The organism is Pseudomonas sp. NPDC090201 (assembly GCF_044746825.1).
GTDB classification, from domain to species: domain Bacteria; phylum Pseudomonadota; class Gammaproteobacteria; order Pseudomonadales; family Pseudomonadaceae; genus Aquipseudomonas; species Aquipseudomonas putida_AD.
Genome location: NZ_JBIVCX010000004.1, coordinates 377,191 through 391,360 on the forward strand (window position 1 = coordinate 377,191; position 14,170 = coordinate 391,360).

The window sequence follows — 14,170 nt, forward strand, 5'->3', positions numbered from 1 at the left end:
TGCTCTTCACTTATTGTTCTCGTACAACCTGCAATGAAAAATCGCCCCACCCGGATTCGGCGACCTTTCCCTGCTTACGCCAGCTGAAAGCCGTGGGCAAGCGGGTCCCGGTCATCAACGAAAATGGTGTTGTGGCCTGTTACATGGGCCCAGCCGGTGATGCCGGGCTTCATGCCGTCAAAAATACCGACTTTGGCCGCAGACTCAACTTTTCCTTCGTAGACCGTGCCAATCAGGCTCTCGTGGCGGTAAGTATCACCCACCTTCAGGCGCCCCTTGCCGAACAACTGGGCCATGCGCGCCGAGGTGCCGGTGCCGCCGGGCGAGCGGTCGATGGCCTTGTCGCCGTAGAACACCGCGCAGCGGCCATCGGCCTGTTCGCTGAGGGGTCTGTCGCACCAGATGACATGGTGCACGCCGCTGATGGCCGGGTTCTCCGGGTGCACGGGGTGGCTGACATCGGCCAGCGCTGCGCGCAACTTCACGCTCATTGCGACGATGTCGGCACTGGTCTGCCCCTCGAATCCCGGCCAGCTCGCCTGTGGCTCGACCACGGCGTAGAAGTTGCCGCCATAGGCGATGTCCACCGTCAGCGCGCCCACACCGGGCACCTGGACGAGCACATCGGCGCTGTGCAGATAGCTGGCCACATTGAGCAGCTTGACCGACTCGACCTTGTCGCCATTCATGCGGTACTCGACATCGACCCTGCCCGCCGGTGCTTCGATGGCCAGGCGGCCTGGCACCCTGGGTGTTATCAGGCCTTCCTCGATCACCACCGTGGACAGGCCAATGGTGCCCGCGCCGCACATCGGCAGGCAGCCGCTGACCTCGATGAACAGCGCGCCGAAGTCGCAATCCTCGCGCACCGACGGATAGATAATGACGCCGGACATGATGTCGTGGCCCCGTGGCTCGAACATCAGCGCCTTGCGCACCCAGTCATGGTCGCGCACGAAGATATCGCGTCGCTCGGCCATGGACACCGAAGGCAACAGCGGCCCGCCACCTGCAACCACCCGCACCGGGTTGCCGCAGGCATGGGAATCGATACAGAAAAAACTGCGTCTCATAATGTCGTCCTTACACCATCTTGTTTGGAGCGTGACGCTGCAATGCGCCCCGTGACAGCCGGTCCAGCAACAGGGCGATGGCGACAATCGCCAGCCCCGCGCGCAGGCCCAGGCCCATTTCCATACGTGACAGCCCCCGGGTGACTTCAGCCCCAAGGCCGCCCGCCCCCACCAGTCCCGCCAACACCACCATGGCCAGCGACATCAGGATGCATTGGTTCAAGCCCACCAGCAGCGTCGGTGCGGCGGTCGGCAGTTCGATCTTGAACAGAATGTCCCGTGGCGATGCACCGGACGCCTGCCCCAGCTCCAGCAGATCCTTGGGCAGCTGTTTGAAGGCCAGGGTGGTCAGGCGCAGCATCGGCGGGATGCCGTAGACGATGGTGGCGATGATCGCCGGGACGCGGCCCAGGCTGAACAGGATCACGGCCGGAATCAGGTACACCCAAGGCGGCACGGTCTGCATGATGTTGAGGATCGGCGCGAACGCCTCGTCGACGCGCTTGATCCGCGCCGCCAGCACACCCAGCGGAAAGGCGATCATCACCGAAATCAGCACCGCCACGGACACCAGCGCGATGGTTTGCATGGACGCGGTCCACAGCCCCGAGAACAGGCAGAACGCCAACATCAATGCCGCGAACACCGCCACCCGCTTGGTCGCGAAGAAGAAGGCGGCGACGAAGACGATGGCGATCAGCACATAGGGATGGGGCGCCAGCAGTGCGCGCTCCACCACGCCCAACACCGCTTCGACCACCTGGCTGATGAGCACGAACAGCCCGTGAAGGTTGGCGTTGAGCCAGTCCACGGCGGGGGCGAGGATTTCGCCCGGGGAAAAACGGAAATCCGCGACACTCATTGGCTTTCTCCCATACGCGACCGGGCGGCACTCTGGGCCAGGCGGTCGAGGATCATGGTCAGGATGACGATGGCGATGGCGGCGTTGATCGACTTGGCGATATCCAGCGTACGCACCGCGCCGTAGATCGATTCACCCAGGCCGCCGGAGCCGACGATGCCGGCAATCACCACCATGCCGAAGGCCATCATCAGGCTCTGGTTGACCCCGGCCATGATGCTGGGCATGGCGAACGGCAAGCGGATTTTGAAGAACATCTGCAGGGGCGTCACACCGCTGGCTTCGCCCAGCTCGATGAAGTGCCGGGGCGTCATGCGAATGCCCAGCGACGTCAGGCGCAGCGCCGGGGGCAGCGCGACGATGAAGGTCGCCAGCAGCGCGGTGGCCGGGCCGTAGCCGAGCAACGCGATGGCGGGCAGCAGGTAGATGTAGGGCGGCATGGTCTGCACCAGGTCCAGGCACGGGTCGACGATCCGGTCGAACGCCGGGGCCAGCCCCGCCACCACGCCCAGGGGAATCGCCACCACCAGCGCCAGCAGCGTTGCGGTGAGCACCAGCGCCAGGGTGCTGACCGTCTCGGGCCACAGGCCGATCAGCGCGCAGAACACCAGCGCAAGGCCAGCGATGATCGCGAACCGGGCGCCGATGGCGCGCCAGCCGATCAACGCGATGATGAGCGCCAGCACGTAGTACGGCGGCAGCGAAAGGCACCACAAGACACCCTTGTAGACCCCGGACAGCACGGCGTTGGCGGCGTCGAACAGCACCTCGCCGTGATCCGAAAGCCACGACAGCCCGGAATCGATGGCCTCATCGAACTGGCTGGAAAAGTCGGGAGTGTTCATGCCGAAGGCTCCAGTACAGTGGGCGCGCCAGCCGTCGCGAACTCGTTGGGAATGCCCTGCACGCCACGTAGCAGGTCACGGGGGGTGATGATCCCGACCACGTTGCCGTTGTCGACCACCGCCAGGGCATCGCGCTCGGACTTCATGGTCAGGCCGATCAGCTCGTTGATGTCGGCGCCGGGTGTGGTCTTGATCAGCCGCGAGATGTCGCAGGTCGGGTTGGCGGCCTTGAACGGCTCGACCGGGGTCATCACCGAATGCGCCTTGACCAGGTGCAGTCGGGAGATGCCCGCCACAAACTCGGCGACGTAATCGTCCGCCGGGTTGAGCACGATGTCCTCGGCGGTGCCGACCTGGATGATCGCGCCGTCCTTCATGATCGCGATGCGGTCACCGATGCGGATCGCTTCGTCCAGGTCGTGGGTAATGAAGACAGCTGACTTGCCAAGCTCCTTGGTCAGCTGACGGAATTCGTCTTGCAGTTGCCGGCGGATCAGCGGGTCGAGCGCACTGAACGGCTCGTCCATTAGGATCACTTCCGGGTCTGCGGTAATCGCACGGGCCAGGCCGACACGCTGTTGCATGCCGCCGGACAGTTCGCTCGGGTAGCGCTGGGTCCACTCGCTCAGGCCCACCTTGGCGAGTGCGCGCTCGGCCACCTGGTAGCGCTCGGCCTTGCCCACGCCCTGCACTTCCAGGCCGAACGCGGTGTTTTCCAGCACCGTGCGGTTGGGCAGCAAGGCCACGCTCTGGAACACCATGCCGATGTGCCGGGCGCGGACTTCACGCAACTGCGCAGGGTTGAGCGAGGACAAATCCTTGCCCTTGACCATGACCTTGCCGGAACTGGGCGTGATGAGCTTGTTGAGCAGGCGGATCAGCGTGGATTTGCCACTGCCGGAAAGCCCCATGATGCAAAAGATCTCTCCACGGCGAACCTGGAGACTGACGTCCGAGACCCCGACCACGCAGCTGTAGTCCTGCAGAATCTGGCTCTTGGTCAAGCCCTGCTGGACGACAGCGTTCATCGCGGCAGGTGCGCTTTTTCCGAAGATTTTCCAGACGTTCTGGCAATCCACCAGCACTTCGTTTGTGTCTATTTTAGCCGTAGTCATGTTCGTAACCCGTCGAGCCCGTTGTGGCGGGCCTTTCTCATTGATCAAAAGGCGGCAGTGGCAAAGAAACAGCGCGTGCTCAGTTCTTGATGTTTTCCCAACGTTTGAGCAGGTCGGCGTGGCTGTCGGTCCAGTCCTTGACGGCCTGATCCATGGTCTTGCCGTCCTTGACCTGGGTGTTGATCGCGGTGATGTCTGGCAGCGGCACGTAGACGCTCGCCATCAGCTCACGGGCGTGGGGGAAATCAGAGGAAAAGCCCTTGTGACCGATCCAGTAGTAACCCTGAGGTGGCGGAAAAATGCCTTTGGGGTCCTTGAGGAATTTCACGTCGTATTTCTGCACCATCCACGACGGTTCCCAGATGGTCACCGCGATCGGCTCCTTGCGATCGACCGCTGACTTGAGCGCTGCGGTCATGGCCGCGGTACTGCCTTCGACCAGTTGCAGTTTCAGGTCATAGCCCTTGACCGCGTTGGTGGCGTCTTTCATCAGGCCCGAACCTGGCTCGATGCCGATGATCTTGCCGCCGAACTTGTCGGCGTTGGCGTTGAGCTGATCGACCGAATCGATGTCCACGTATTTAGGCACCGCGATGCCCTGATACAGGCCGTGGGAAACCGGAGACAGCTTCTCCAGTTTGTTCTTGTTCTTGTTCCAGTAGTCGGAGGCGGCGTAGTCGGTCTGCGAAGCCAGGACCTGCACGTCACCCTTGCTCAACGCGGCGTAGGCAATGCCCCACTCGGAAAACTCCACCACCTTGACGGTGTAGCCGGAGTCTTCGAGGACTTTCTTGGTGATGCCGGTGATGGGCGTCAGGTCTTCCCAGTTCATGGTGCCGACGGTGATGGTCTTCTCTTCGGCGTGAACCGGCATCGTCATCATGCCCGCGACAGCCACCGCGCAAACGGCTTTCCAGATTTTCTTCATGGCATTCCCCGATCTACGTTGATGAAACTTGAGTGTTGGTTGTTCTGTTCAAACGCGGTGCAGCCTTTACCCTTCCCGCCCTGCGCGCAGTTCCTGCCAACGGATGACCGAGTTGACCCCAAGTCTTGTCAGCAGGCTGGGCGGCAATTTGCTCGGGCCCGAGCCCTGGCTGAAACGCTGCAGGAACACCGAATCGGTACCGGTTGCCAGCTCGGCGGCCATGACCCCGGCCAGGGTGCTCTTGACCGTGCCCAGGCCGTTTTCACAGCAGGCGGCGTAGAGGTTTTCTTCCACTTCGCCGAAGGCTGGCGCACTGTTGCGGCTCAGACACAGGCGCCCCGCCCAACTGAATTCCATGGGCGTGCCCTGCAATTCCGGGAAGCGTGCATGCAGCGACTGCAGCTGTTCGGCCGCCACGCCAGCCACCCGCCTGGACGTGACCGTGATGCTCGGGTCGTAGGTGAACCGGGTGCGGATGACGATGCGCGCCTGACCGTTGGCGGTGATCTTGCGCACCGTGGCGCCCATCGGATCGGCCGGCAGCAAGGCCCAGCGATCGTGGCCGGTCACGGGGCGCTTGAACTGGTCGTGGCTGAAACCTGCGGTCATCGAGGCGTAGGTGAACACGTGCAACAGCCGCCCCTGAAAGTGCCCGAAGTCTTCGATATGGCCGTTCACCGCGAGAATCACCTTGGGAGCGGACACCTGGCCCTTGTGCGACCGGGCAACCCAGCCGCTACCCGCTTTCGCAAGCTCGACGATGGGCGAGCGCTCGTAGAGGCTGATCTTGCTGTCCAGCCCCGCCGCCAGGTCACGGATGTACTGGGCCGGCTGGATCATCACCGCGCCGGGCGTGTACAGGCCGCCGTGGTAGTAGTCGGAGCCGGTGATTTCGCGCATCTGCGCGGCATCGAACAGCTCGTGTTTTTCGCCGATACCGGCCAGTGACCTGGCGTACTTGAGGTTGAGCTTCAGCCCGCGCTCGGTGGCTGCAGCGTTGATCTTCCCGGACGGATCGAAGGTCTGCGCCGACATCCCGTATTCGGCGGCCGCCTGGGCCGCGAAATCGATGGCGAAACGGTTCTGCTCGATCTCCAGCGCCGTGGCCGACTCCCCGCCCACCGAATACTCGCCGCTGGACAGGCTGTGGGGCACATCGATCATGAAGCCCGAGTTGCGCCCCGCAGGCCCCTTGGCGATTTCATGGGCGTCGACCACCACGATGCGGTCCTGTGGACGCAGTTGGGACAGCCTGCGGGCGGCCGACAGACCGGCAAAACCCGCGCCGATGATCAGCCAGTCCGCCGACACGTTCCCATCAAGCATGCGCACCGGGACAGAACGCGTGGAGATCGCCTCCCAGCCTGATACGCCGGTGTCTACCGGAAGGCGCTTGATGGAATGGCCGCTCATTTTACGGTCTCGTCTACAGAGCGATCGGACACATCGATCCAGATGGTCTTGATCTCGGTGTACTGATCGTGGGCGAACACCGACTTGTCCCGGCCGCCGAAGCCCGACTCCTTGTAGCCACCGAACGGCGTGGAAGCGTCACCCTCGCCAAAGCAGTTGACGGTGACGATCCCGGTACGGATTTCCCGGGACAGCTTGATCGCACGGCGCAGGTTGCCGGTGTACACCGAGGCGGCCAGCCCGTAGGCGGTGTCGTTGGCCAGGGCGATGGCTTCGTTGATGGAGTTGAAGGTGGTGACCGACAGCACCGGGCCGAAGATTTCTTCCTGGAACAGGCGGCTGTCGCGGTCCACGCCATCGATCACTGTGGGCTGGATGAACGCGCCATCCTGGGTGTCGCCGCCGTACACGGCTTCAAGCTTGCCGGCGCTGGCGTAGTCCAGGTACGACTTCACTTTCTGGAAATGGTCGCTGCTGACCAGCGCGCCGACGCGGTTTTGCGGGTCCAGCGGATCGCCCATCTTCCATTCGCGGATGTAGGCGCCCATGCGCTTTAGCAATTCGTCTTTTACCGACGCGTGCACCAGCAAGCGCGAGGTGGCGGAGCAGTTTTCGCCCATGTTCCAGAACGCGCCGTTGACCACTTGCTCGGCGACCAGGTCCAGGTCCTCGGCGTCGTCCATCACCACGGCCGGGTTCTTGCCGCCGCACTCGAGCACCACGCGCTTGAGGTTCGAATCGGCTGCGTAATGCAGGAAGCGACGGCCCGTGGCGGTGGAGCCGGTGAAGCTCACCATGTCCACGTCCTTGTGCAGGCCGATGGGCTCACCCACGTCCTTGCCGGTGCCGGTGACAATGTTCAGCACCCCTGCCGGTACACCGGCTTCAAAGGCCAGTTCCGCAACCCGCAGCGTGGTCAGGGTGGTTTGCTCGGCGGGCTTGACGATGACCGAGCAACCGGCGGCCAGCGCCGGGCCGATCTTCCAGGCCAGCATCAGCAGCGGGAAGTTCCACGGCAGCACGCATCCCACGACACCGATGGGCTCGCGCACCACCATGGTCAGCGCACCGTTACCCACCGGGGCGGTGTGGTCATACAGCTTGTCGATGACTTCGGCGTGCCAGCGCAGGGTGTGAATGGTGTCCGGCACGTCGACCAGTTGGCATTCACTGACCGGTTTGCCGCTGTCCAGGCTTTCCAGCACGGCCAGCTCGTGGCGATTACGCTCCAGCAGTTTGGCGAACTTGAGCAACACCGCCTTGCGCTCACCCGGTGGCAGCAGGCGCCAGCGACCGTCGTCGAACGCAGCCTTGGCCTTGCTGACGGCATAGTCCACGTCCTCGCTGTTGCAGGCGGCGATGTCTGTCAGGTGCTCGCCCGTGGCGGGGTTGCTGGTGGCGAAGGTATTGCCGGACATTGCCGGCTTGAATGCGCCGTTGATAAACGCATTGGTCGGATACGAGATGGAAGCGGCGATGGCGGCGTATTCGGCCTTGGTCAGAAGATCACGCATGGCTGGCTCCGGAAGTGATGTGGGCGACGGTGCGTTTGACGTTGGTGATAACGGTCTGCAGGCTAAGTTTGTCGTCGCTGTTGAGCGGGCGAAGTGGCGAGCGCACATCACCGACTTTCAAACCATTGAGTTCGCAACCGAACTTGATGCATTGCACGAACTTGCCACCGTCCAGCGCATTCATCAGCGGCATCATCGCCGACATGATCTGACGGCCCTTATCGAAGTTCTTTTCCAGCACACAGGCTTCATATAGGGCCACGTGTTCTTTAGGCAGGAAGTTCGAACCCGCACAGACCCAACTTCTGGCACCCCAGGCAAAGAACTCGAGTGCCTGATCATCCCAGCCGCAGGACAATGCAATGTGCGGAAATTCACGGGCCAGTAGATGCACACGGCCCATATCACCGGAACTTTCCTTGATGGCTTTAACGTTCTTGGACTTGCCGACCCGCGCCAGGTATTCCTCGTTCATCTGTACGCACATCCGGCCGGGATAGTTGTACAACATGATCGGCAAGTTGGCGGCGCGGTCGATGGTCAACGCATGAATGGCGTTTTCCTGGTCGGTGGGCAGCGCGTACGGCGGGGTCGTGACCAGAATGGCGTCGGCCTTGAGCGCCTTGGCGTCTTCGGCGAACAGCACGGCGTCTTCGGTGCGGATCGCGCCGGTGCCGATAATCAGTTGAACCTGCGTGCCAATGATGTCCTTGGCCCGAGCGGCAAGTTGCAGGCGCTCTTGCGCGGTCTGGGCGTAATACTCGCCGGTGGAGCCGCCAATAATGATGCCGTGCACTTTGGCCTCGATCAGAGACTCCAGCACTTGCGAAAATACATCCCAGTCAATTTCACCCTCAGGTGTATGGGGCGTTACTGCCGGTGTATATATGCCTTCGAATTTCAAGACGCTTCTCCGATTATCAATGGCTGTAACTTTCTGTCAGCATCACGCGCACGGCCGGGCCCTGGCGCAGCAATAAAGTGGCTCTGGTTGCACGGAAAACATGTCCGTCAAATAACAAATCGGGCAATACGCAGGTGCGACGGCGCCCCGGACGCAACCTCAAGTTGCATCAATCGTTCACTCGGTCAGCGGTGCGTATTACATTGTTCTTCCAGACGAATCCTGGTATCAGGCACGTGCTGGAAAAATCCGGATCTTCAGAATAAACAGCATCGGCGCGACGCCTGAATGAAGCTCAGGGACGAATCGATACAGGGCAGAGGTGTAGCAGCAGTTTTTTGCATAGTCAGACCGTATCTATCCCAATTGGCAGTGACGACGGTTTCTTGTTTTAAAGTCATCCGGGGAGGCCCCGCCGACTTTTTTACCGCTTCTCAAGCCCCGGTATGGGCCGGGGTTCATGTGCGGCTTGTGTGAAGATTACGTGTCGTTGGAACCTTGGGACAATCAACTTTTACGCTGGGCAATGCATAAAAAAATGTTATCGATGCAGCTGCGTCGCGGCAGGGAACGGGTAGCCGTCGAACTGACCCAGCAGCCAGTCACGCACCCGACAACAGGCGTCGTCGGCCTCGCGATCCTCGCGGATGGTCAGGTAATGCAGGCTTTCGGTGAGGACCATCTCTTCCGCCATCGGGCGCACCAGCCGCCCCTGCTCGATCAGCGCGGTCACCAGATGATTCCAGCCCAGGGCCACGCCCTGATCGTTCAGCGCCATGCTGACCACCAGGTTGTAGTCGTTGGCGTTGAGCACATGGGGGCTGTCGTGGGCGCGCTCGCCGATATCGATATTGTGATACGCCAGCCACACGCCCCAGTCCACGTGTTCGGCGACCTGGGAGCGGCCATAGGGGCTCAGGTTCAACAGCCCGCCGTCACGCAATCCCTTGAGGGTCGCAAGCTCTGGGTGAGCCTCTTGGTAGGCCGGCGTGCACACCGGGTAGATCACGTCGTGGAACAGCGGGTAGCTGCGATAGCCATCCTGAATCTTCGCCATCTTGGTGATGTAGATGTCCGGGCGCACGCCAGGCTCCATCGACAGGAAGTTCTGGGTGGTGATCAGGTTGAGGTCGATGTCGGGGTTCTGGCTGAACAACGCCGGCAAGCGGGCTGACAGCCACAGAGCGGAAAACGCATGGGAGCAGCACAGCGTCAGCATGCGTTTGCCGGCATTGCGACTGCGGATTCGCTCGGCGGCCTGGGATATATTGACGAAGGACATCTGCGCGGCGTCGAAGAAAATCGCCCCGGCCTCGGTCAGCTCTACCGCGCGCCCTACCCGCTTGAACAGCGCGACACCGAGGTAGGTCTCCAGCTCGCGAATCTGTCGGCTGATGGCCGCCTGGGTGACGCACAACGCCTCCGCGGCGCGGGTGAAACTCTGATACTTGGCCGCTGCCACGAATGACTTCACCGCTTTGAGCGAAGGCATTTTCAGCAAGGTCATGTCCGGATCGGTGTGCTTGACCATCGTAGGGTTCTGATTTCCGTTTCCAAGCTTGTTGCAGGGGAGCGGGAAAGCTGGCTGCACAGCCCCTTCCCGGCGCACGCCGCAGAGTATCCGAAACTTGCCAGCAGCGACAGCGACCGGCTCAGCCCTTGACGGCGGCCTCGATGGCGGCGATGTCGATTTTGGTCATGCCCATCATCGCGGCGAACGCGCGCCTGGCCACGGCCTTGTCCGGGTGGGCGACTGCCGAGGTGAGTGCCCGGGGCGAAATCTGCCAGTTCAGCCCCCATTTGTCCTTGCACCAGCCACAGGCGCTTTCCTGGCCACCGTTGCCGACGATGGCGTTCCACAGCCGGTCGGTTTCTTCCTGGTCGTCGGTTGCGACCTGAAACGAGAAAGCCTCGGTGTGCGGGAAGATCGGCCCGCCGTTCAGGCCGATGCAGGGAATGCCCATGACCGTGAATTCGACCGTCAGCACATCGTCTTCCTTGCCCATGGGGTAATCGCTGGGGGCGCGGTGAATGGCGGTTACCTTGCTGTCGGGAAAGGTCGCGGCGTAGAACTCGGCGGCTTGCTGGGCATCGCCGTCGAACCAGAGGCAAATGGTGTTTTTCGCGAGCATGGCGGCTCTCCTCGGTTTGGGGAATGGAAAGGAGAGTCTAGTCGCCGCACGGCTTGGGGGCGTTTGCGCCCTCGAAATCGCCCCCGCGGGCAAGCCCGGCTGCTACGGTTCGGGGTTGAACAGGATGTCGCGTACACCCGCAACCCCGTAGCAGCACGGCTTGCCGGCGGGGGCGGCCTTGAGATCGCTGACGCCGGCAAGCCGGACTGCTACGGGGCGGGGTTGAATCGGGATGTCGCGTACACCAGCAATCACGTAGCAGTCCGGCTTGCCGGCGAGGCGGCCTTAGGGCCTGCGCGCAGCCTTCGCGGGCGAGCCCGCTCGCACAGGGTCGGCGTGGGTGGTTCACGGTACGTCTCACGACACACAACCTGTGGGAGTGGGCTTGCCCACGAAGACGTCCGGACGGCTACGGGAGAATGTCAGATCGGCTCGTCCGCCACTTCCACCCGGTCCCGGCCCGTGCGTTTGGCGTGGTACAAGGCGGTGTCGGCCAGGCCGTAGGCGGTGTCGAAGCGGGTGCCTACGGGGTTGGCGCTGACACCGAAGCTCGCGGTGATGCTGCGGTTCACCGGATGAGGGAACACATGCCCGGCAATCGCCTGGCGCATGGCTTCGGCCATCTGCACGCCCTCCTCCAGTTGCCCGCCCGGAATCAGCACCGTGAACTCTTCCCCGCCCACCCGGCCGACCGCCGCCTTGTCGCCAACGATCTTGCGCAGGCAGCCGACGATCCCCTGGATCACCGCATCGCCCGCCGGGTGGCCGAACTCATCGTTCACCTGCTTGAAGTGGTCGATGTCGAGCACGATCATCACCGCCCCCGTGCTCAACAGCGCCTGGGTGGTCATCTCGATGATCGCCCCCCGGTTCAACACACCGGTCAGCGCGTCATGGGTGGCGCGGTACTCAAGTTGGCGGGCCAGGGTCTGCAACTGCATGTTGAGGGCGTTCATTTCGCGCTCGGCCCGGTCGCTGCGACCGATCAGCCGACGAGTCTCGCGCATCAAACGCTCATAATGCGTTGCCAGCTCCGACAGCGACTGCCGGTAGGTCGCGGCATCGGCGTCAGGCTGCGCCAGAACCGAGCGCACATGCTCAAGGGCCTGGGCTTCGCTGGTGAACAGGTCCGGTGCCGGTTCGCTGGATACACCGCGCGATGCGACTGAAGCGGCCATGTGTCTCTCCCTGCTCAAGTGGCGATAGGGCAATCGTTGAAGACAATGGAGGTGAAGTCGGCCTTGAGCTCTTCACCGAATTCGAAAATCGTCTCGTCTTCTTCTTCGTGGTACCAGTTCACCTCGATGGTGTTGCCGGCTTCGGCGGCCTGGTCCAGCGCATCGAAAATGCTGAACAGCATCTTGGTGCTGGAGCTGTTGAAGTACGCCAGTGCGATGTTCGCCGTGATGGTCTGCCCGTCGCGGCTACCCAGGTAATCACGCAACTGCTGCACGACCGGCGAATAGAAAGCCGCGGCATTCTCAGGGTACGACTCGCCTTTCATCGACAGCAGATTCTGGTCGAAACGGAAGTCGATTTCCGGAGAGGTGGCCGTTGCTTCGATGTAGAAGTTGTCCATGGCTAAGCGTCGCTCGTTTCAAATAGTGGCTTTAAGGCAAAAAAGAGTGGTGTCGGGATCGTCTGCGCGAGGGTGGAAATCGAATTCCAGCGGCGCAGAGGCGTCCCGTGCCATCGTCAGGAAACCAAGGCCGGCGCCCTTGCTGTCTTCCGGGGTTTCGGCGCGCAGGCTGGTCTTGTAGGCCTGCTTGATCTCTTCGATCGACATGTTGCGCAGCGGCTCAAGCTTGGCGCGCAGGCGTTCAGTGTCGGCGGTGGCGATCGGGTTGGCACACAGCATCAGGTGGCGTTCGCCATCGGTGCTGATGCACACAGCGCCCTGGCGCAGGCCGGACTCCTCGGTAACCGATGCACTGAGGGCGTCGGACGAGTAATGGATGATGTTCTGCGACAGCTCCACGAACGACGAAAACAGCTTGCGTCGCGTCGGGCCGCTGACCCCGGAAATCTCCAGTTGCAGTTTCACCACCTCAGCCATCGCCGAGATGATGTGATGGGAGAAATAGCCCATGTGATAGAAAATCACGTTGCGCTGTTGGGCCAGATCGAAAAAGGTGCAGTCCTGCTGAGCAGCCGGTGAGTTGAACATCATCATTCCTGAATACGGGCACAGAATAGGGTCAAATCGTCACGGCGGCTCTGTTCGGCCTGCCAGTCTGCCAGCGCGCGTTGCAAGGCCTCGCAGATCGCGGCGGATGGCTGGTGACGGTGTTGCAACAGGGTGTCGAACGCCTTGCGCTTGCCAAAGGCGATACGTTTCGGGCCGCCGATCTGGTCGGTCAGGCCGTCAGTGGTGATGAACATCAGGCTGCCCTGCTGCATCGGCACCGGGGTCACACCCCATTGATAATCGAATTCGCTGGCCACGTAGCCCACGCCCATGCGCTGGCCGGCGATGGTCAGCAGTTGATCGGCGTCAGGGTGCAGCACATGCAGGGCCATGCGCGCGCCGGCGAAATGCAGAATGCGGGTCGAGTTGTCGAACCAGAAGAACGATGCGTCCAGCCCGTCGTCGGACTCCGGCGTGCCGTCCAGGCCGTTGACCTGCCCCAACTGTTCCTTGACGCTGCGGTTGACTGCCGACAGCAACTGGCCGGGGTCACGGGGCCCCAATTGAGCCAGCGCCTGGGTCAGGGACGACGATGCGATCAGGGTCATGAAGGCGCCCGGCACACCATGGCCGGTGCAGTCTGCGATGGCGCCAAACCAGCCATCGGGGTAGGCGCAGAAGTGATAGAAGTCGCCACCCACTACATCACGGGGCTCCCACAACAGCGAGGCGTCGCCCAGGGTCGAGCTCAAGGCATCACGGGACGCACGCAGCATGGCGCGCTGGATGACGCTGGCGTACTCGATGCTCTGCATCATCTGGCGATTTTTCTCGGCCTGCATCGCCGCCACCACCGCCATCAGCTCAAGCCCACTGCCAAGCCCGGCAAAGCGCCCGTTGCGGGTGACGATGAAACCGTCTGCCAGGGCCTTCTCGCCGGACTCGACGGTCTTGAACGTCAGCTCCTCGATGCTCATCTGCGCATCGACGACCAAAGGTTCCTTGTCCATGAAGGCGATGCAGCTTTTCTTGTCGTACAGTTCGCGATGAAACGGCTTGCTCATCTGCGACAGGAAAATGTTGCGATTGATCAGGCCGATGGGGCGGTCGCCCTCGATTACCGCAAGGCATGCCATGTCACGCTGGGCGCTGAAGATTTCCATGACCCGGGTGTTGGTGCTGTCGGAGTCGATAGCAGGCACCTCGTTGCACAAATCGCCGGCACAACGATGATCCCTCGGCAACTTGGGCCGCAT

At 62.2% G+C, this 14,170-nt stretch carries 14 protein-coding genes; all 14 read right to left on the minus strand.

The window, feature by feature from the left end; all coding sequences use genetic code 11:
* Positions 1-74: 74 nt before the first annotated feature.
* Entirely contained in the window at positions 75-1,073 is a 999-nt protein-coding gene (locus ACIPOO_RS15815) for a 4-hydroxyproline epimerase (protein ID WP_400608469.1), read from the minus strand.
* A 10-nt stretch (positions 1,074-1,083) separates the two neighbouring features.
* On the minus strand, positions 1,084-1,935 hold the full coding sequence (locus ACIPOO_RS15820; RefSeq protein ID WP_274131296.1) for a proline/glycine betaine ABC transporter permease: 852 nt from the start codon (positions 1,933-1,935) through the stop codon (positions 1,084-1,086).
* A complete protein-coding gene (locus tag ACIPOO_RS15825; RefSeq protein WP_400608471.1) occupies positions 1,932-2,780 on the minus strand; it encodes an ABC transporter permease in 849 nt (282 codons plus the stop codon). The genes ACIPOO_RS15820 and ACIPOO_RS15825 overlap by 4 nt, the downstream gene beginning before the upstream one ends.
* A complete protein-coding gene (locus tag ACIPOO_RS15830) occupies positions 2,777-3,895 on the minus strand; it encodes a glycine betaine/L-proline ABC transporter ATP-binding protein (protein ID WP_400608473.1) in 1,119 nt (372 codons plus the stop codon). The genes ACIPOO_RS15825 and ACIPOO_RS15830 overlap by 4 nt, the downstream gene beginning before the upstream one ends.
* A gap of 79 nt (positions 3,896-3,974) precedes the next feature.
* Entirely contained in the window at positions 3,975-4,823 is an 849-nt protein-coding gene (locus tag ACIPOO_RS15835; protein ID WP_274131299.1) for a glycine betaine ABC transporter substrate-binding protein, read from the minus strand.
* Positions 4,824-4,889: 66 nt separating this feature from the next.
* Positions 4,890-6,236 carry an NAD(P)/FAD-dependent oxidoreductase gene (locus ACIPOO_RS15840; RefSeq protein ID WP_400608475.1) on the minus strand — a complete coding sequence of 449 codons (1,347 nt, stop codon included), beginning with the start codon at positions 6,234-6,236 and terminating at the stop codon, positions 4,890-4,892.
* The gene (locus tag ACIPOO_RS15845; RefSeq protein WP_400608477.1) at positions 6,233-7,750 is read right to left on the minus strand and encodes an aldehyde dehydrogenase; all 1,518 of its coding nucleotides are present in this window, start codon (positions 7,748-7,750) and stop codon (positions 6,233-6,235) included. The genes ACIPOO_RS15840 and ACIPOO_RS15845 overlap by 4 nt, the downstream gene beginning before the upstream one ends.
* Entirely contained in the window at positions 7,743-8,654 is a 912-nt protein-coding gene (locus ACIPOO_RS15850; protein ID WP_400608479.1) for a dihydrodipicolinate synthase family protein, read from the minus strand. Before ACIPOO_RS15850 ends, ACIPOO_RS15845 begins: the two co-directional genes overlap by 8 nt.
* Positions 8,655-9,195: 541 nt before the next feature.
* Complete coding sequence (locus tag ACIPOO_RS15855) at positions 9,196-10,185, minus strand: LysR family transcriptional regulator (RefSeq protein WP_400608481.1); 990 nt, start codon at positions 10,183-10,185, stop codon at positions 9,196-9,198.
* Between the two features lie 121 nt (positions 10,186-10,306).
* Positions 10,307-10,786, minus strand: a complete 480-nt coding sequence (locus ACIPOO_RS15860) for a VOC family protein (protein WP_400608483.1) — start codon at positions 10,784-10,786, stop codon at positions 10,307-10,309.
* A 422-nt stretch (positions 10,787-11,208) separates the two neighbouring features.
* Positions 11,209-11,964, minus strand: coding sequence for a GGDEF domain-containing protein (locus ACIPOO_RS15865; protein WP_274131305.1), 756 nt, complete (start codon positions 11,962-11,964; stop codon positions 11,209-11,211).
* 14 nt (positions 11,965-11,978) lie between these two features.
* Positions 11,979-12,365 carry a DUF1987 domain-containing protein gene (locus ACIPOO_RS15870; protein ID WP_274131306.1) on the minus strand — a complete coding sequence of 129 codons (387 nt, stop codon included), beginning with the start codon at positions 12,363-12,365 and terminating at the stop codon, positions 11,979-11,981.
* An 18-nt stretch (positions 12,366-12,383) separates the two neighbouring features.
* Entirely contained in the window at positions 12,384-12,953 is a 570-nt protein-coding gene (locus tag ACIPOO_RS15875; RefSeq protein WP_274131307.1) for a SiaB family protein kinase, read from the minus strand.
* Positions 12,954-12,955: 2 nt separating this feature from the next.
* Positions 12,956-14,170, minus strand: a complete 1,215-nt coding sequence (locus tag ACIPOO_RS15880) for a SpoIIE family protein phosphatase (protein WP_400608583.1) — start codon at positions 14,168-14,170, stop codon at positions 12,956-12,958.